The 17,698-nt window shown below is 69.7% G+C and carries 17 protein-coding genes and 1 pseudogene; 8 read left to right on the forward strand and 10 right to left on the reverse strand.

Translation table 11 applies throughout. The features are described 5' to 3' along the window. Positions 1–11: 11 nt before the first annotated feature. Complete coding sequence (locus tag BM536_RS07115) at positions 12–1,031, forward strand: pectate lyase family protein (protein WP_073496736.1); 1,020 nt, start codon at positions 12–14, stop codon at positions 1,029–1,031. An 89-nt stretch (positions 1,032–1,120) separates the two neighbouring features. Continuing rightward, positions 1,121–1,280 (forward strand): annotated as a pseudogene (locus BM536_RS42485) (telomere-protecting terminal protein Tpg); the annotation flags it as partial. Between the two features lie 170 nt (positions 1,281–1,450). Here BM536_RS42485 and BM536_RS44760 read toward each other — a convergent pair. The 7 genes from BM536_RS44760 to BM536_RS07155 form a co-directional block, all read right to left on the reverse strand. Further along, positions 1,451–1,579 (reverse strand): hypothetical protein, encoded by a 129-nt coding sequence (locus tag BM536_RS44760; protein ID WP_425444612.1) that lies wholly within the window; start codon positions 1,577–1,579, stop codon positions 1,451–1,453. Positions 1,580–1,604: 25 nt separating this feature from the next. After that, entirely contained in the window at positions 1,605–2,327 is a 723-nt protein-coding gene (locus BM536_RS07125; protein ID WP_094102699.1) for an ABC transporter ATP-binding protein, read from the reverse strand. Next, positions 2,320–3,231 carry an ABC transporter ATP-binding protein gene (locus BM536_RS07130; protein WP_094102734.1) on the reverse strand — a complete coding sequence of 304 codons (912 nt, stop codon included), beginning with the start codon at positions 3,229–3,231 and terminating at the stop codon, positions 2,320–2,322. The genes BM536_RS07125 and BM536_RS07130 overlap by 8 nt, the downstream gene beginning before the upstream one ends. Before the next feature lie 56 nt (positions 3,232–3,287). After that, a complete protein-coding gene (locus tag BM536_RS07135) occupies positions 3,288–4,169 on the reverse strand; it encodes an ABC transporter permease (protein WP_073496738.1) in 882 nt (293 codons plus the stop codon). Beyond that, positions 4,159–5,127 carry an ABC transporter permease gene (locus tag BM536_RS07140; protein ID WP_073496740.1) on the reverse strand — a complete coding sequence of 323 codons (969 nt, stop codon included), beginning with the start codon at positions 5,125–5,127 and terminating at the stop codon, positions 4,159–4,161. The genes BM536_RS07135 and BM536_RS07140 overlap by 11 nt, the downstream gene beginning before the upstream one ends. Positions 5,128–5,147: 20 nt before the next feature. Beyond that, the gene (locus BM536_RS07145) at positions 5,148–6,734 is read right to left on the reverse strand and encodes an ABC transporter substrate-binding protein (protein ID WP_073496742.1); all 1,587 of its coding nucleotides are present in this window, start codon (positions 6,732–6,734) and stop codon (positions 5,148–5,150) included. A 592-nt stretch (positions 6,735–7,326) separates the two neighbouring features. After that, a complete protein-coding gene (locus BM536_RS07155) occupies positions 7,327–8,277 on the reverse strand; it encodes an anti-sigma factor (protein WP_073496744.1) in 951 nt (316 codons plus the stop codon). Between the two features lie 222 nt (positions 8,278–8,499). Here BM536_RS07155 and BM536_RS07160 point away from each other — a divergent pair, with 222 nt between their 5' ends. Then, a complete protein-coding gene (locus tag BM536_RS07160) occupies positions 8,500–8,727 on the forward strand; it encodes a hypothetical protein (protein WP_107439562.1) in 228 nt (75 codons plus the stop codon). 38 nt (positions 8,728–8,765) lie between these two features. Here BM536_RS07160 and BM536_RS07165 read toward each other — a convergent pair whose 3' ends face one another. Both BM536_RS07165 and BM536_RS07170 read right to left on the reverse strand, forming a co-directional pair. After that, complete coding sequence (locus BM536_RS07165; protein ID WP_073496747.1) at positions 8,766–9,587, reverse strand: zeta toxin family protein; 822 nt, start codon at positions 9,585–9,587, stop codon at positions 8,766–8,768. Between the two features lie 99 nt (positions 9,588–9,686). Further along, a complete protein-coding gene (locus tag BM536_RS07170; RefSeq protein WP_073496749.1) occupies positions 9,687–9,983 on the reverse strand; it encodes a hypothetical protein in 297 nt (98 codons plus the stop codon). 936 nt (positions 9,984–10,919) lie between these two features. On the opposite strand from BM536_RS07170, the gene BM536_RS40230 reads away from it, so the two are divergent. The 5 genes from BM536_RS40230 to BM536_RS42500 all read left to right on the forward strand — a co-directional run bounded on the left by BM536_RS40230 (position 10,920) and on the right by BM536_RS42500 (position 16,287). After that, a complete protein-coding gene (locus BM536_RS40230; protein WP_143650832.1) occupies positions 10,920–11,108 on the forward strand; it encodes a hypothetical protein in 189 nt (62 codons plus the stop codon). A 296-nt stretch (positions 11,109–11,404) separates the two neighbouring features. Continuing rightward, positions 11,405–11,731 (forward strand): tectonin domain-containing protein, encoded by a 327-nt coding sequence (locus BM536_RS07175; protein WP_245873303.1) that lies wholly within the window; start codon positions 11,405–11,407, stop codon positions 11,729–11,731. Positions 11,732–11,827: 96 nt separating this feature from the next. Continuing rightward, positions 11,828–13,063 carry a PP2C family protein-serine/threonine phosphatase gene (locus tag BM536_RS07180; protein ID WP_245873304.1) on the forward strand — a complete coding sequence of 412 codons (1,236 nt, stop codon included), beginning with the start codon at positions 11,828–11,830 and terminating at the stop codon, positions 13,061–13,063. Between the two features lie 678 nt (positions 13,064–13,741). Next, positions 13,742–15,340 (forward strand): hypothetical protein, encoded by a 1,599-nt coding sequence (locus BM536_RS42495; RefSeq protein WP_107439563.1) that lies wholly within the window; start codon positions 13,742–13,744, stop codon positions 15,338–15,340. Continuing rightward, positions 15,223–16,287: a hypothetical protein gene (locus BM536_RS42500; protein WP_143650834.1), complete on the forward strand. Its 1,065-nt coding sequence runs from the start codon at positions 15,223–15,225 to the stop codon at positions 16,285–16,287. The genes BM536_RS42495 and BM536_RS42500 overlap by 118 nt, the downstream gene beginning before the upstream one ends. Before the next feature lie 296 nt (positions 16,288–16,583). Here the strand turns inward: BM536_RS42500 and BM536_RS07195 are convergent, their stop codons facing one another. After that, the gene (locus BM536_RS07195) at positions 16,584–17,621 is read right to left on the reverse strand and encodes an alcohol dehydrogenase catalytic domain-containing protein (RefSeq protein WP_211362840.1); all 1,038 of its coding nucleotides are present in this window, start codon (positions 17,619–17,621) and stop codon (positions 16,584–16,586) included. Between the last annotated feature and the right edge of the window lie 77 nt (positions 17,622–17,698).

The following is a 17,698-nucleotide window of genomic DNA, read 5'->3' on the forward strand; positions in this document are numbered from 1 at the left end:
GGAGGCTCACGATGCACCGCAAAGGCACGCTCCTCCTCACGGCCCTGGTCGCGCTGACCGCCACGGCCGCCGCTCCTTCACCTGCACCCGCCGCACCGGCCGTACTGGCGGAGCCGGCACCGACCGGGTTCGCGAGTGTCACCGCGTGGGGCCAGAACGGCACGACCGGCGGCGCGGGCGGTCCGACCGTGACCGTCTCCAGCGCCGCCGACCTCATCGCCGCCGTCAAAGCCGAGGGGCCGAGAGTCGTCCGCGTCAACGGCATGATCACGCTGCCCTCCGGCATGTACGACGTCAGCTCCGACAAGACGATCGTCGGTGTCGGCGCGGGTTCCGGTATCTCTGGCGGCGGCCTGAACATCGGCCTCCCCGCGAGCGACAGTGTCACGTCCCCACCCGTGAACGCCGTGCACAACGTCATCGTCCGGAACCTGACGTTCAAGAACGCCAGTGACGACTCCATCAACATCCAGATGTTCTCGCACCACGTCTGGATCGACCACAACGACCTGTCCGCAGGCTACGACGGGCTGCTCGACATCAAGCGGGGCTCCAGCTACATCACCGTCTCCTGGAACCACACCCATCACCACGCCAAGAACATGCTCCTGGGCCACTCCGACAAGAACGGCGCCCAGGACATCGGCCGACTGAAGGTGACCTACCACCACAACTGGTACGACCGCACCCCACAGCGCAATCCGCGCACCCGCTTCGGAGATCCGGTGCACATCTACAACAACTACTTCCTCGACAACAGCGACACCGGCCCGGCCTGCAACGCCGACTCCGGCTGCTTCGTCGAGGGCAACTACTTCGACGACGTCGAAGAGCCCATGACCAACAGCTATTCGGGGCCGGAGGGCAATATCGTCGAACGGAACAACGTGTTCGTCGGTGACACCGGAGAACCGGTCACGGGCGGCAGCGTCGAGGACCCGGCGGACTACTACGACTACACAGTCGACGACCCGCAGACCGTCAAGGACGTCGTGATGCGGGGCGCGGGCCCGGGCACCGTCGCCCTCTAGCACTGCAACGGTGTCTGTTCTGAGTGCCGGGCAGTTTTCAGGGATTGTGTCCGCGTCGTTCGTTGTGACTGAGGAGGGCTTGGTGTTGGCGTCGGCGGCGCCAGGCCGCCACCACCGGTGGGATCACGGTGAAGACCCGGGCCCGGTTCGGCTACACCGTGCCCCGACGACGGACGGCTCCGGCGACTCACCGTGCACCTTCCCCCGGAGTACGCGCAGGGCTTCTTCGACGCCCGCGACGCCAATTCACGCTTGAGCCGAAGCACGGTAGTTGTCACATGGCCAGGCGTGTTGTCACCGATGTGAGGACGCCGCGCAGGACGGCGAGGATCGGGTAGCTGGCCAACGCACGCGACGACGATGCCGGAGGCCAGGTCGCCTGCGGCGCCCGTGATGGCGACGTCGAACCGTCCTCGGAGCTAGGCGCGGGTGGCCAGCGGCGTAGTGTTGGTGACGATCGCGGTGCCGGTGACCAAGCCGAAGCTCCAGCCGACGCCGAGCAGGAACGGCCTGGAGAAGAACCTGGCCTTCCACCTGTCCGGGCACATCCTGCACTCGATCTCTTCTCACCCTTCACGTAGCAGGCGGTACAACGGACGGCTCCCGCAGGCCCGATGCCCGCGGGAGCTTTCCCATGCCCGCAGCAGCGACCTCGTCCCAGTGCAGGAGGCGGTCGCACCAACGGCGCAGGAGTGTCTGGTCGTGGCCGACTGCGAGGAGTCCGGCGCCGGTGGCTGCGCGGTAGTTCTCGACGGCCGCCACGAGAGCCGCGGTGGTGGAGGCGTCCAGCATCGCGGTCATCTCGTCACAGATCAGCCAGCGCGGACGCAGGACCAGGGCGCGGGCCAGGCAGGCGCGTTGCAGCTGGCCGTCGCTGACCTCGTGGGGGCGGCGGTCCAGGAGGTCGGGGGTGAGGCCGACGGCCGGGGTGAGTTCGGTAATGCGGTCCGGTACCTCGTCGCGGCGGCCGGTTGCGCGCAGGGGCTCGGCGATCAGGTCGATGAGACGCAGCCTGGGGTCGGCGGAGAGCCGGGGCTGCTGGAAGACGACGCCGATGGCGGTGCGCAGGTCGCGCGGGGCGCGGTGCCGCCAGTGCCGTACGGGCTCGCCGTCCAGGAGAAGGGTGCCCGACTCGGGGCGGTGCAGCAGGGCCGCGACTCGGGCGAGGGTGGACTTGCCGCAACCGCTGGGGCCGAGTAGGCCGACGGCCTCACCGGGCGCGACGGTCAGGGAGGCGTTTCGGACGACGGGGGCTTTCCGGTCGTATCCGGCGGTGATGTCGTGCAGTTCAAGCACGGAGGTCCTCCGGTACGTGCGGGTGATGGCAGGCGATGTGGCTGGTCGTCGGTGGGAGTGCGGCGCAGGCGTCGGTGACCTGCTCGCAGCGGGGGGCGAAGGCGCAGCCGTCGGGAAGGTCGCCGAGTTCGGGTGGCATACCGGGGATCGGAAGGAAGGCACGCTCGGGCAGGGCATCAAGAAGGCCCCGGCTGTAGGGGTGGCGAGGGCCTGGCGTGCCGAAGAAGGCTTCCGTGTTGGCGAGTTCGACGATCCGGCCCGCGTACATCACGGCCACACGGTCGGCGATGCGTTCGGCGGCGGCCAGGTCATGGGTGATCATCAGCAGTGCCCGGTCGCCGTCATCGACGTGGCGTCGTAGTTCGTCGACGGTGTGGTCCACCAGATCGCGGTCGAGTCCGGTCGTCGGTTCGTCGGCGAGCAGCAGGGGCGCGTCGCCGACGAGGGCCAGGGCGGTGGCGGCTCGCTGGGCCAGCCCGCCGGAGAGCTGGTGCGGGTGGCGGTCGAGATGGTCGGCGGGGAAGGCGGCGCGTTCGGCAGCGCTCTCGGCCGCCGAACGCACGGCGGTACGCCCTCGTGCGTCGGTCAGCGCGCCGACCGTCTCCTCCAGCTGGGAGCGCACCGTGCGCACCGGCGTCAGGTGCGCGGCGGGGCTCTGCGGGATGAGCCCGATCAGGCGGCCCCGCACCGTCCGCGTGAGAGTCCGTTCGTCAGCCGCGAGCAGGTCCAGCTCGCCCAGGCGCGCCTGGCCCGCACTCTGGGCGTTGGAGGGGAGCAGTCCGAGCAGGGCGGAGGCGAGGACCGACTTGCCGCAGCCGCTCTCGCCGATCAGGGCGAGACACTCGCCGGCCGCCACCTCGAAGTGGGCGTCGGTGACGGCGGCGATCCGGCGGCCACCGGGCATGAGGAAGCGCACGGACAGCCCGCGCACCGAGAGAACGGGAGGTCGGTCAGTGACCGTCACAGCATCAGCTCCGATCGACGGCGCGGGTTGATCCGCTCCCGCCAGGCTCCGGCGAGACCGGCGATGGCGAGTGTGGGGACGATGATGAACAGCCCCGGGAAGAGGGTGGGCCACCACTGCCCCGCGAGCAGCGACCCCCTGGCGTCCTGGATGAGGTTGCCGAGGCTGGCCATGTGGGTGGGCAGGCCGAGGCCGAGGAAGGACAGGGCGGACTCGTGCCACATGGCGTGCGGCACCATCAGCGCGGCGGCCAGCGCCGCCTGCGGCAGCACAGCGGGCAGCAGATGCCGTACCGCCACCCGCCACCGGGACGCGCCCCCGGAAACGGCGGCGTCGATGTACGGGTGCGAGCGCAGGGACAGCACCTCGGCGCGCACGATCCGGGCGGTGGACAGCCAGTGGGTGAGCGCGACCGACACCACCACCGGCCAGAGCCCGGGCCGGAACATGGCCACGATGAAGATGCCCAGCAGCAGGTGTGGCACGGAGGCGACCGTGTCGACGACCCGCATGACGCCCCGGTCGACCCAGCCGCCCAGTGCTCCGGCGGTCGCCCCGACGGCCGTGCCGATCACGGTGGCCGTCAGGGCGGCTGCGACGCCCACCAGCAGGGAGACCCTCAGTCCGTAGATACAGCGCAGCAGCAGGTCCCGGCCGAGGTCGTCGGTGCCGAAGGGGTGCGACCAGCTGGGGGGCAGCAACTTCGCGCCCAGGTCGACGGCCTGTTGGTCGAGTTGCACCAGCGGCGGCACGAGGAGGACGGCGAGGACGATTCCGCCGACCAGGGCCACCGAGACGCGCACCCGCACGGTCCTGGTCGAGCGACGGCTCGTGCCGTACGACCGCCAGGCGGGCCCGGCCGCAGGTTCACATGTCACTGAACTTCACCCTCGGGTCGAAGAGGCCGTAGAGCAGGTCGGCAAAAAGATTGCCGACGAGCACCGCGGCGGTGGCCAGGGTCGTCAGGGCGGCGAGCAGCGGGAAATCGACGGCGGTGGCCGCCTCCACGGTGGCCGCAGCGATGCCGGGCCAGCTGAAGACGCTCTCCACCAGCAGGGCGCCGGTGATGAGTTCGGGCACCCGGGAGCCGACCAGCGTGAGAACCGGCAGCAGCCCGGAGCGCAGGGCGTGGCCGAGCAGGACGGTGCGCTCGCTCAACCCCCTGGCCCGCGCGCCGCGTACGGGATCCTCGGCGAGCGCGTCACCGACGCCCTGACGGACGTACAAGGTGAACCAGGGGAGCTGGGAGACGGCGAGCACCCCGGCCGGCAGCACGAGGTGACTCGCCACCTGGGAGGGCGTGACCCGCTCACTCGCCGTGTCGGTGAGACCGCCGGCCGGGAGCACGCCCAGCTGGAGGGCGAACAGCCAGACGGCCAGCAGGGCGAGCCAGAAGACGGGCGCCGCCTCCAGGGAGTACGCGAGGGAGGTGACGACCCGGTCGACTACGGAACCTGGGCGGCGGGCCGCCAGCACTCCGAGCACCGTGCCCGTCAGCACCGCCACCACGAACGCGACCGCGCACAACAGGCTCGACCAGACCAGGCGTTCGCCGATGACCTGGGAGACCGGCTGCCGCATCACACTGGACTGCCCGAGGTCACCGCCGAGGGCGGAGGTCAGCCAGTGCCACCAGCGAGAGGTGAACGGCTGGTCCACGCCCAGGTTCTCCCGCAGTCGCTCGAGAGTTTCAGTGTCGGCGCCGAGGGCGGCTGTGCCGGCGTACGCCTTGACCGGGTCGAAGGGGGAGGCCGCGGCGATCGCGAAGACGCCGAAGGTCACGACGAGGAGGACGGGGGCGGCGAACAGCAGCCGCCGCCCCGCCAGCCGTGCCATCGCTCCCCAAGGGAGTCCGTTCACTTCTTCGGCTGCCAGGCTTCGAGGTCCCACCACGGACCGGAGGCGAAGCCGTGCTCATGCGGCTCGACCTGCGTGGTCAAACCATCCCACCGGTCGGCCAGGACGTAGACGTGGTCGATGTGGGTGAGGAACGTGTAACCGGGGTTCTTCACCAGCTCCTGCTGGAGAGTGTCGTAGGCAGCCTTGCGGGTTGCCTGGTCCGAGCTGCGCCGGCCGGTGTCGAGTGCCTTGTCCACGACCTGATCGTCATAGCGGCCCATGTTGTTGAAGCCGTCGCCGGCGAGGGAGGAGTGCAGCAGGGTATACAGGCCGTAGTCGGGGTCACCGTTGCTGCCGAAACCGGCCAGGACCGCGTCGTTCTTCATCCGCGGCTCGATGACCTCCCAGGTGCCCGTCTCCACCTTCACCTCGATGCCGGCCTTCTTGGCGTCGGAGGCGTAGGCGAGGGCGTGGTCCTGGCGGACCTTGTCACCGGAGGGGTAGAGGAGGGCGAAGGAAGCTTGCTGTCCGTCCTTGACGCGGATACCGCCCTCGCCGGTCTTCCAACCCGCCTGGTCAAGGATCTGCCGGGCCTTGACGAGGTCCTGCCCGCGCTCGATGCCCTTGGCGAACCAGGGGTCGTCGACCGGCAGCGGCCCGTAGGCCGGACGCCCGGCCCCGTCGAGGATCTTGTCGACCATGGCCTGGCGGTCCACGGCGGCATCGAGAGCCCGGCGGATGGCGCGGTCGCCGGTGACCTTGTTCTCCTGAGGGAGGGCGACCGTGCGGAAGTCGTACGTCTTCGCCTCGTACGTCTTCTTCGTCCTGTCGTTCCTGAAGGTGGCGGCTAGGTTGGGCGGCAGGATCGCGCCGTCGAGGTCGCCGGAACGCAACCGGGTGGCGCGCGCGTTGTCGTCCTGGATGATCGCCATGGTCACCTTCTTGACCTTCGGCGCGCCGCCCCAGTAGTCAGGGTTGACCTTGAAGGTGAGCTTTTCCCCCTTGCTCCAGGCGGCGAGGACGTACGGGCCGGTGCCGACCGGCTTGTGGTTGAAGGAGCCGGTGTTGGGGTCCTGCCCCTTGGCTACGTGCTCGGGGACGATGGGCAGCACCGTGCGCCCCGCGAAGGGCGCGTACGGGTACTTGAGGGTGAAGACCACCTTGTTGTTGCCGTCCGCCCGCACGTTCTTGATGGCGTCCAACTCGCTGCGAGAGGCGTTGTTGGTCTTCGCGTCGAGGACTGTGTCGTACGTGAAGACGACATCGGCCGGGGACAGCGGCTCGCCGTCGCTGAACTTCACACCGTCGCGCAGGGTGTAGGTGTAGGTCAGGCCGTCGGCGGCGACGTCGGGCAGCGCCTTCGCCAGCGCGGGTCTGAGATTCAGACCCGCGTCCCTGGCCAGCAGGCCGTCGAAGATCTTCGAGTTGCCGTCCTTGCCGTAACCGAGGAGCGGACTGAGCGTGTCCGGCTCGGAGGCCACCCCGATCACCACGGAGTCCGCCGCGTCACCGCTGCCCGTGCTGCTGCCCGGAGCCGAGCAGGCGGCGACACCAGTGAGTATCGCCGCCGTCGCAGCGGCTGTCCGTCTACGTCGGACCGTCATGCACCCCACACCCTTATTGATGACCGAAAGCTGTTGCATATTAATCGCAACTAGGGCTACCCAGGTTGGTCGGGGGGCAGTCGGCCGCTCGTATCGACCACGTCATGGGGCCATGCCTTCCACTGACGCACCAACTGACGGCGGGCGCGGCGCGAACGCAACCGGGACCGGCCGTCAATGCGGCGGCACCGTCATGCGGGGGACATTGGCGGGGGAGAGGTCGGCACGGGCACGGTGGATGCGAACGGGGTGGCGCCACCGTCCGGAGGCGTCCCGGGCCACGTCGACGCGGACTTCCACCGCCAGCCCGGGTTCCACCAGCTTGACGTGTCGGGCGGCGAGTTCGCTGAGTGAGGCGCAACTGCAACCGAGGTTCGGCAGCAGCGGCGGTCACCAGGCCAACTGGCTGGACACCGGCAGCAGGAGGCGGGTCACCTCGTCGCAGGCCGCGGGCAGATCGGGATTTCTGGACTTGTCGAGGCCCACATTGTCGCGAGGTGCCGGTGCTCCTTACATCCGTCGCGGGGACGATCATCTTCACAGCGGGGCATGACATCTGTCATGGCCCCGCGAAGGTCGGTGGAGGGAGGTGTCAGAGACCGTACCGGTACTTCATGTGGCGCCAGAAGTCCCGGAACATCCACTTGTCGAACTCGGTGATCTGGGTGGCGCTGCCGGCCTTCATCAGGAAGCAGCACTGGCCGGTCGGGGACCAGTCGTAGAAGTCGTCGAGGCCGAAGGTGTGGCCGACCTCGTGCAGGTAGATGTGGATGTTCTCCTGGTTGAGCGCGCCGGTGAAGTAGGAGCTGCCCATGCGCTGCCCCCAGTCGCCGCCGGCGCCGCCGCCGAAGCCCTCGGTGAGCCAGAGGGACTGGTCGTAGTGGCGGGCGGCGCCGCCGGGACAGCGGGAGTAGTTGCCGTCCTGGTGGAAGAAGCGGCCGCAGTCAGGGGCGCACTGCGGGGCTCCGCCGCCGTCCAGCATGTTGGTGTAGATGTCGACGGAGTTGTCGCTCCACTGGAGGGTGGAGCGGTTCTTCACCGCCCAGCCGACGATGTTGACGGGGACGTTGGTGTACGGCCAGGCGTTGTGGCCGACGCCGTTGTCGACCACCGCCGCCATCCACTTGCCGAACTGCTTCTTCAGCGCGGCGTGGATCTGGTCGCGCAGGGCGGCGCTGACCGGCTGGTTGGACTCCCAGCGGACGCAGTAGTTGACGCTGCCGCGGTTGGCCATGATCTGGTCCCAGCCGTAGTTGCGGAAGCCGTACAGGTTGCCGTAGGTGGACTCGACGTGGTTCCAGACCTCGTTGAGGGGCTGGACCAGGTTCGCGGGTGGGTTCCAGACGTCCGCCGAGGCGACCGCCGCCTCGGCTTGGCCCTCAGCCTTCGCCAAGACCTGGGCCACAACCTGGTCCTGGGTCCGTTCCCGGGCCGATCGGTCGTTCGCCGCCTGTGCCACGGACGGGGTCGTCAGGCCGGGCGCGAGCAGCACGGCCAGGACGGCGGCGAACACGGTGAGCATTCTTGCGATGCGGGTGCGCATGGTGATCTCCCTTTTGGGGGGCGGGATTTCACGTGCCTTCACTTCCCCCTGGTTGCCGCCGACTGTTCGGAGGTTGCCGCGCGCCGGGACGCCTCCCTACGAACGCCGGAGCGCCACGATCCGCATGTCGCCCGGCCCGGACCCTTTCCGTGTGGGACGCAGCCCGGCGACCCGGAACTGTTCCAGGACCCGCGCGTGGGAGAGCCGCGGTTTCCGGTAACTGTGGGCGTTCATGGCCCAGTCGCCGCCCGCGGCGAGCTGGTCGGGCCGACCTGGGTGCTCCCGCTCAAGGCAGGCCAGGACGCGCTCGCCGGGATCGTGGAGCTCGCGAACATCGCCGCGGCGGCGGGCGCGGACGAGGTCGTCCTCACCGTTGTTCCGGGCCGCATCGCGCGGCGGACCATCCGGGTGGCCAGTAGCTTGCCCGCTCCGGGCTGCCCCATGACGTAGACGGCGCGTCGATCGTCCCGGGGGACGATGGCGCTCAGCTAGGTCGGGACGATCAGCTCGTCGAAGACCCACCGGTGCTCGGAGGCAGAGAGCCGGTGGAGGTCGACGCCCCGTGCGCGCCTTCGCGGCTGGGCGATGCGGCGGACCGGCTCGGCGAGCGCGGCAGCCCGCCTCGTGTCCCGTACGACGGCCAGGCGCACGTCCTCACCCGGCACATCGCGGTGCACGCGCACCTCTGCGCGCGCGATGTCGTGGTTGAAGGCGGCCGTCTCCCGGGCCGTCCACGCGCGGGAGTGCCGGCGGGTGACAGCCTTGTCGGCCTTGTCGGCGGCGGGGCTCCCGGCCGGCGGCGCCCTGCGCCATCGACGAACTTGTTGTCGTACAGAGCCGTTCCATCGCGGGTCACCACGGTGATCGGTCGGCGAGCTGCTCGGCTTCGATGACCGCGAGAGTCGTGAGCATGTTCTTCGTGCAGGTGTCGTGGTTCTCTCAGGACAGGACACGAACCGGCCGCCCGCTCCATCGACGGCCTCTGCGAGGAAGCGGTCGAGTATCCCGAGCTGGCTCCATGCCTCCGGCGTCGCGAGCACGACCACTTCGATGTTGTGCTGGGAACTGCGGTACGCCGCCGACGACGTGCGGAAGTCGTCGGGGTCGGCGAGGGCGGACTCGACGACCGCATCCAGACTGTGGTCGCGGACGTATCCCTCGATGGCGGTCTGCCAGTAGCTGGTGTCCGACCGGACCTTCGCGCCAACGGTACGGACGTCGGCGGCTAACGCCGCGGCGTAGTGGCGGTGGGCGCGCTTGTACAGGTCGCGCCCGATTCGTACGGCCCCGCCGCGCTGGTCGAGCGCCACTCGGACCGCCTACAGCGATCACGATCTGGTGGTGTTCCTCGAGGGCGGGCATCCACTATCGCGATTCCGCGCAGCCGTCGGCACCCCAGCGTTCAGTGCTCACAGGATGAAGACGCTCCGCGCGGTCTCCGTGTAGTACGTCTCACCCGGATACACGAGCCATTCGACCGGACCGGTGCAGCCTGGGCCGGAGTGGACTTCGGCGATGGCGTCCGTGTGGTTGGTCACCGAGCTCGGGAACAGGTCGACGGCGAAGCAGCCGCTCGGGTCCTCGTACTCCCGGCCGTTGACGATGAGGACCCCCTCCGCCGCGTACGCGGAGCCCGGTGTGGTGAGCGTCAGTGCGGTGGCCGCCGCGAGGGCCCCCACGACCTTGGCGAGCTGTCGTTGCTTCATGTACGTGCCCTTTCGAGACGCGGGCCGTCGCACAGCCCGCTGTAGTCACCCAATGTAGTTGGTCAGGTGTTTAGAGTAATGAGCGTGCGGAGGTGAACCGCCGGTTGCGCACGCCGCCCGCACTCCCTCCACTGCGATACGGGGCGGGACTCGCCCCCCGGCCAGCCCCTCATCTCACGGCGGGGGGGAGTGACACAGCTTCTGAAGGCTCGTGCTGCGGGGCTGCCCGTAGCGGCTGGTGCGCTCTTTCACGGTCTGTGCCAGTAGGGACACTTTCCGAGGTCTCGGCTCACCTCGGCTCGGACACCTGGGAGCGGTGTGGATGTTGACGCTCTTTCCGTACATGACCCGCGGTCAGATCTTCTGAAGGCTGTCGGCGACACGGTGCCGGACCTGAGAGGGCTGCTGGACGCCTGGCCGGCGCCGGTCTCCTCTCTTCTCGATCCGGTGGTGGAGCGATTACGGGCGACCGGGCTGTTCCGCATGGCTCTGCCCACGGACCTGGGGGCATGGAGGCCGACCCCCTCGTGCAGCTACGGGCCGTTGAGCGGCTCGCCGAAGCGGACGCATCACTCGGCTGGTATGCCAGCATCGGATCGGACGGCGGCTACTACGCCTCCGTCCTCACCCCGGACACCGCGGCGGGGATGTTCGCGGCCGATCCCGACGCGATCATCGCCGGCTTCGTCGAACCGGCCGGCACGGCGTGCCGGCCGCGAGGGCGGCTACGCGGTCTGCGGCCGCTGGCCGTTCGGGAGTGCCAGCAAGCACGCCCGCTGGCTGGCCAGCGGCTGCCGCGTACGCGGTGGGGACGGAGACGGCCGCTGGATCGTCGCACTGCTGCCATGCACCGCCTGCACCATCGAAGAAGACAGCTGGCAGGTCCTCGACCTGCAGGGCAGCGGCAGCTTCCCCTACTGAGCCCAGGAGATGCGCGTGCCCCGAGAGCACACCCTCACCTTCGGCAGCCCGCAGCGGACCACCCCGCTCTACCGCTGCCCGGTGATGTACCGCTGCGACACACCAGGCGTGGCCCTGGGATGCGCACGCGGAGCCCTGAGCGAATTCACCGCCCGTCCCCATCCGCCGCCGGGGCTGTCCTTGGCCGCGGTGGCCGCACGCTGACACACGGTTCTCCTACGACACCTGCCTCACCGGCCCTGACACCGAGATATACCGGCGAACCCGGGTTTGTGCGGAGCATGGGCCGATGCTCGTGTCGATACCCCGTGGGTGGGACAGTACTTCCGGCCGAAGTGCTCCCGGTCGAGCCGGTTCCGCCGCGCTCTGCATGGCGACTGAAACCGAAACCATTATTTACTGGCTCGTTTGACATTTAAGACAAATGTTCACCCCTTTTGTGGAGGTCTTCTCGGCGCCCAGGCTGGCAGCCAACACCGGTTCGACGGAGGGAATCCGGCATGGCGGATTGGGTGAACATCGGGGGCAGTCACGCGGCCATCTCGGCGGGGTCCAGGACGACTGTATGGGGTGTGAAATCGGGGAACGGCATCTACCGGTACACCAACCACGACACCAACCCGTGGATCAAGATCCCCGGAGGGCTGAGCGACAACATCCCCGGAGGGCTGAGCGACATCGGTGCCGCGGCGGACGGCGCCGTGTGGGGCGTCGACCCGGCCGGCAAGATCTACAAGTACACCGTCTGCCATCGCGAGGAAGCCCTGGCGGACGGCCGCGTCGGCGAGTGGACGCCGGGAAACAAACCGACTTCCGTGAACACATAACGCCATGATCTGCACTTGTTGTTACTTTTCACTGGTTGACGCTCGCTGTGGTGGTTCTCTTGCTGGTAGGCGGGGCGGGTGGAAGGAACTGCGGTCGTGAGTGGTGGGCAGAGTGGACTTCCCCGGTTGCTGACGGCAGCGGAGACGGCCGCGCCGGTGGATGCGGTGGACGTGATCGCGGAGGACCTGCGGCGGCGTTTCGAGGCTACGAAGGTCTCTTTCCTCATCGTGGACCTGACGGGGAAGGCGGTGGCGCGGCTGTCGACCGCCCCAGCGGAGGACGGGCGGGAGGTGGAGCGGATCCCCTTGTTCGGCAGCGCCTACGAGGAGGTGATCCGTACACAGCGGCTGTATCAGGAGGCGACCGGTCAGGGGCAGCGGCTGATCGTGCCGGTCACCAACCGGGGGGACGCGATCGGGCTGCTGGAGCTGCTCCTGCCTGCCGCACCTGACGAGGACGTCCTGGATGAAGTCGGGGAAGCCGCCCATGTCCTGGCCTACATCGTGATCGCCAACGGGCGTTTCACCGACTTCTACACCTGGGGGAAACGCTCCAGGCCGCCCACCCTGGCGGCAGAGATCCAGTACCAGCTGCTCCCCCTGTCATTGTCGTGCGAGGCCGCGCAGTTCACCCTGTGCGGGAGCCTGGAGCCGTCCGAAGAGCTCAGCGGCGACACCTTCGACTACACCCTGGACCGGGACGCGCTGCACGTGTCGGTGACCGATCCCATGGGCCACGACATCGACGCCGCCCTGGCCGCCACAGTATTGGTGAGTGCCCTGCGCGGCGCCCGCCGAGCCGGAGCCGGCCTGGCCGAACAGGCCCACCGCGCCGACCAGGCACTGGTCGAGCACGGCCAAGGGCACGCCACGGGGCAACTGCTGCGCATCAATCTCCACACCGGCCGGGCCCAGTTCGTCAACGCGGGACACCCCTGGCCGCTGCGGATGCGTGAGGGCGTTGTGGAGGTGATTACCTGCGAGGTGGACCATCCCTTCGGGCTGTCCGAGTTCGCGACCCTCCCCTACCGCGTTCAGGACCTCGATCTGCGCCATGGTGACCGTCTGCTCATGTTCACCGACGGCATGGTCGAACGGCACGGGGAGCAGGTCGATCTGTCTGCCCTGCTGGAGCGCACCCGGGGCCTGCACCCGCGGGAGACCGCGTTGATGCTGACGTCCGCAGTCCGTGACGCTGCCGGCGGCCGGCTCGAGGACGACGCCACCGTGATGTGCCTGGACTGGCACGGTCCCCAGGAGACCCAACGACACGTCAGCTCCGGCGCGGACGCCCAACAAGCCTCAGCCGGCCGCACAAAGCAGCAGCGGTGACCACACTGCTCTCTGGACAGTGCCGGGCTGCCGCTGAGTGGCACGCGTCGCGCCTCCTCCTGGAAACCCGACCTGCCGCCCTTCCCCGGCCGCTGCGGGCGGACCTCAATGAGACATCACGAGGCGTCTGGAGAACCGTCCCACTTCAGCTCCGCGGCCCAGCCCGGTCGCACATCGGACCCGGGCACGAGAGCGCTCGGCATCGGCTCCGGCAGCGCCCACGTCACAGTGCATGCCTTCCACCCCGGACCATCGGCCAGCCGAGCGACTCTGAGTCGAGCCTGGTGCATACGTGGTCGACTTCGGGACTTGGGCTGAGTGGGGGGAAGCGGCGGTCGGCCGTTGTTGCCGCCCGGCGGTGAGGTTTCAGCGCAGCTTCCTCGCGTTCATTCGGAGACGTGCTGGCATACCGCCCCTGGGGTCAGGGGCCGCCACCGGGCCAAATCCTGGTCACTCTTGCTGTGACTGGAGCGGGTGGTGACGGCGAAGAGGCCGGCCTCGTGGCCGCAAGGTCGTTGGCGTAGGCCACGCTTCGGGCGGAGCTCCAGGTGGAGGCGCCGGAGTCCCGGCTGAAGTCGTCGCGCGCACTGCCCGCCCGTAGTGGGCCCCTGCTTCCGGGCGTGTCGGGTCGGCGGGTTATCGTCCGGCTGATTGTTCCATTTTTCTCACAGGAGCCTCATGCGCCTCCAACAGGCCTCCCTGGTCGTGACCTTCTCCCTCGTCGCCGGTCTGACCACCGCTACCGTCGGACTGGCCGGCTCCGCGGCGTACGCCGACGACGTGACCGCGCTGCCGCTGTCCGGTTACGCGCACCTGGTGGTCGACCCCGCCCACCAGCACGTCTTCGTCAGCCAGGGCGCCGGCTCGACCGGCATCGTGGTGACCGATCTGTCCGGCACCCCGGTCACCACCATCGCCGGGGAGCAGGGCGCCACCGGTCTGGCACTGTCGCCCGACGGCGGCACGCTGTACGCGGCGCTGGCGGACGGCGGCGCGATCGCCGCGATCGACACCGCGACGCTCACCGAGACCGTCCGCTGGTCCACCGGCGCGGACAGCTCCCCGGTCTCTGTCGCGGTGGCGGGCGGCCGCGTCTGGTACGGCTACACGGCCGACGGCAAGGGCGGCATCGGCTCGGTCGACCCGTCAGCGCCCGCGCCGGCAGCGATCCCGCAGCCGGCCCTGTCGCAGTGGACGACCGCACCGCTGCTCGCCACGGGCGGCGACGTGCTCGCGGCCGAGGAACCGCAGGGCAGCCTCAGTCACGTGGCGACCTTCGGCGTCGCTTCGGGCACGGCGTCGGTCAAGGCGGACACCCTGGTCTACGGCGGCACGGCGACCGGGCTCGCCGTCACCGGCGACGGCACGCGGGTGCTGCTGGCCGCACCGCAGCAGCTCGCCCTGCGGGCGTACCGCAGCACGGACCTCGCGGCCGCGGACCCCGCCGCGTACTTCACCGGCGGCTCCGGTTCCGCGCCCGGTTCGGTGGCCGTCGACACCGACGGCACGGTCGCCGTCGCCGGCATCTCCGGTGTCTACCTGTACGCCGGCACGAACACCCTCGCCGAGAACCACCTCACCTTGCCGTCCGGCACACTCGCCCCTGACGGCCTGAGGTGGGGCGCCGACGGCACGACTCTCTACGCCGTCACCAAGGACTCCTCGGGTGCCTACAGCCTGAACGTGTTGGACGCCCCGAAGCTGACGGACACCGAACTCGCCCTGCGGCACCCGCAGTACGCGGTGCCGACCGAGCGGTACACGGTCAGTGGCTCGCTGGGCACCCGCGGCTTCCTGCCGGCCGGTGCCGCGCTGAAGGTCACCCGTGACGGCACCGCCCTGCCCGACACCACACTCGGCGCGGACGGCACGTTCACGTTCCCCGACCTCCGCCAGGACGAGGGCACCTACACCTACCGGGTGGCGTACGCCGGTGACGCCACCCACCGCCCCGCGACGGCCTCGCTGACCGTGAACGTGGCGAAGCTGCGACCGATGTCGTGGGCACCGACATCACCTCGGCGAACCCCGGCTCGGTCGTCCTCACCGGCCGCCTCATGGCCCAGCTGGGCCTGGGCGCCTTCCCGCAGGGCACCACCGTCCAGGTGGCCCGGGTCGACGAGGCCACCCAGCAGACCGTGCCCCTGGGATCCGTCCCCGTGGACCCGGCCACCCTCCAGTTCACCGTCACCGACGCCCCGGGCGTCGGCGGCTCGTTCATGTACGTCTTCACCTACGCCGGTGACGCCACCCACCAGCCGTCCGAGAGCGCCATGAGCATCATGGTCGCCCCGTACGCCCCGACGCTGTCGCTGAACGCCCCGGCGACCGCCGTCCGAGGGGCGGCCCTGTCCTTCGGCGGAAAGCTCGGTGATGGCCCCTACGCCGCCGGCCGGACGGTCACCGTCTCCCGCAAGGACGCCGCCCACAGCACCCCGGTCACATGGACCACGCCGGTGGCCGCCGACGGCACCATCACGGTGAAGGACACCCCCGACATCGGCGGCGCCAACACCTACACGGTCACCTACCCCGGCGATGCCTCCCACAAGGCGGCCACCGCGCTCGCCACCGTCCAGGTCTCCCGTGCGGCGACCACCCTGACCGTCGCCAGCAGCGCGTCCTCGTACGCATACGGCGCGACGGCCACCGTCACGGCGCACCTGGGCACCACGTACAACGGCCGCACGCTGTCGATCTACGCCACGCCCCACGGCGGGGCGAAGACCCTGGTCACCACGGGCACCGTGGACACCTACGGCAACCTGAGGACCACCTACAAGATCACCCGCAACACCACCTTCACCGCATCCTTCGTGGGCGACTACCGCTACGCCCCCGCGACGGCCACCCGCGCCGTCAACGGCTACGTGAAGATCGCGACGGCGCTCGGCGGCTACTACACGAGCACCACGTACAGCGGGATCAGCTACCGCGTCTTCCACAAGACGGTGAAGCCCACGGTGGCCGCGACCGTCACGCCCAACAAGGCCGGCCAGTGCGAGCGCTTCCAGGTCCAGCAGTACTACAGCGGCGCCTGGCGCACGCTCACCACGTCGGGCTGTTACGCCCTGTCGTCGACGAGCAGCGCGAAGGCGCAGCTGAGCCTCACCAACGCGCTCAACCAGAAGTTCCGCGTCCGCCCCAAGTACGAGCGCTCCACGAAGGACCTCAGCAACGTGAGCACGTGGGGCGGCTGGCTCTACTTCGTGGTGCGCACCTGAAACCCGTGACCTGACCGGAGGCCGCCCGGACGACGCTGGACTGTGCCGTGCGGCCTGGCGTACGCCGCTCTGGCCCTGCTGGACCAGGACACGGGCCCGGTCCAGGCGCCGGTGGTGATGGTGCCGGCCCGCCGGTGGTGGCAGCGGCACCGCGACTGGGCCGCCGGTGCGGCGGCCGGCCTGGTCGGGTCGCTGGTGGTGTTCGCGCTGCTCGGCCCGCTGCGCGCACACCTGGACCGGCTAGCTCGCCGTCCAGCGCGGTCGCCTCCGGCAGATAGCGTCGGGCTTGCGGGCGGTCACGGGCGCACCAGCACCTTCAGGCGGCTGCGCTCGTCCATGGCCTTGTAGGCGTCGGCGACCTGGTCCAGCGCGACCTCGGCGTCGAACACCTTGCCCGGGTCGATCAGGCCGGCCGGCACATCGGCGATGGCAGGCTCCAGGTAGGCGCGCACCGGGGCCGGGCCGCCCGCCAGCTGGGCGTTCTTCCCGAACAGCGACCCGAACCCGACCGGCGCCTCTTCGTACTGCGGGACGCCGACGCGGGAGATGATCCCGCCGGGCCGGACGATGCGGTACGCCTGCTCGTAGGCGGGCATCAGGCCGACGGCCTCCAGCACGACGTGAGAGCCCTCGCCGCCGGTCAGCTCCATCACCGTGGCGATGCCCTCCTCGCCGCGCTCGGCCACGACGTCGGTGGCGCCCCACTCCTTGCCGAGGTCGGTGCGGGAGGTGTGCCGTCCCATGAGGATGATCTTCTCCGCGCCCATGCGGCGGGAGGCGAGCACCGCGGACAGGCCTACGGCGCCGTCGCCGATCACGGTGACGGTCTTGCCCGGCTCGACGCGGCCCATGTGGGCGGCGTGGTGGCCGGTGAGGTAGACGTCGCTCAGGGCGAGCAGCGAGGGCAGCAGCGCCGTGCCGACGTCGGTGGGGATCTTCACCAGCGTGCCGTCGGCCTGCGGCACCCGGACGGCCTCGGCCTGCGCGCCCCCGACGCCGCCTGCGCCGTACCAGCCGCCGTGCGGGCAGGCGGTGTGGAAGCCGTCCCGGCAGATCGCGCAGGTGTTGTCGGCGAAGGCGAACGGGGAGACGACGAAGTCACCGCGCTGGAGGCCGCGGACCTCGGAACCGGTCTCCTCGACGACGCCGAGGAACTCGTGCCCCATCGGCACGCCCTCGTCGGTCCTCTCCATCGAGTGGTACGGGTGCAGGTCGGAGCCGCACACGCAGGCGAGGGTGATGCGGACGATCGCGTCCGTGGAATCGACGATGTGCGGGTCGGGCACGTTCTCGACCCGCACATCTCCGGGCCCGTACATGAAGGTGGCACGCATGGAAAATCTTGCCTTTCGTGGCTTTCAGTAACTCTGTGAGCCGGAGTGACGGCCGGCTGCCTGCACGCGCGGGCTGA

The sequence above is a fragment of the Streptomyces phaeoluteigriseus genome (genome assembly GCF_001896135.2).
Taxonomy (GTDB): Bacteria; Actinomycetota; Actinomycetes; order Streptomycetales; family Streptomycetaceae; genus Streptomyces; species Streptomyces phaeoluteigriseus.

Bases quoted from the DNA above. Each gene is read 5' to 3' on its own strand.
- BM536_RS07115 (WP_073496736.1), top strand. From the start codon at position 12: ATGCACCGCAAAGGCACGCTCCTCCTCACGGCCCTGGTCGCGCTGACC.
- BM536_RS44760 (WP_425444612.1), bottom strand. From the start codon at position 1,579: ATGTGCCCGGACAGGTGGAAGGCCAGGTTCTTCTCCAGGCCGTTCCTG.
- BM536_RS07130 (WP_094102734.1), bottom strand. From the start codon at position 3,231: ATGCCCGGTGGCCGCCGGATCGCCGCCGTCACCGACGCCCACTTCGAG.
- BM536_RS07140 (WP_073496740.1), bottom strand. From the start codon at position 5,127: ATGGCACGGCTGGCGGGGCGGCGGCTGCTGTTCGCCGCCCCCGTCCTC.
- BM536_RS07145 (WP_073496742.1), bottom strand. From the start codon at position 6,734: ATGACGGTCCGACGTAGACGGACAGCCGCTGCGACGGCGGCGATACTC.
- BM536_RS07155 (WP_073496744.1), bottom strand. From the start codon at position 8,277: ATGCGCACCCGCATCGCAAGAATGCTCACCGTGTTCGCCGCCGTCCTG.
- BM536_RS07170 (WP_073496749.1), bottom strand. From the start codon at position 9,983: ATGAAGCAACGACAGCTCGCCAAGGTCGTGGGGGCCCTCGCGGCGGCC.
- BM536_RS07175 (WP_245873303.1), top strand. From the start codon at position 11,405: ATGGCGGATTGGGTGAACATCGGGGGCAGTCACGCGGCCATCTCGGCG.
- BM536_RS42495 (WP_107439563.1), top strand. From the start codon at position 13,742: ATGCGCCTCCAACAGGCCTCCCTGGTCGTGACCTTCTCCCTCGTCGCC.
- BM536_RS07195 (WP_211362840.1), bottom strand. From the start codon at position 17,621: ATGCGTGCCACCTTCATGTACGGGCCCGGAGATGTGCGGGTCGAGAAC.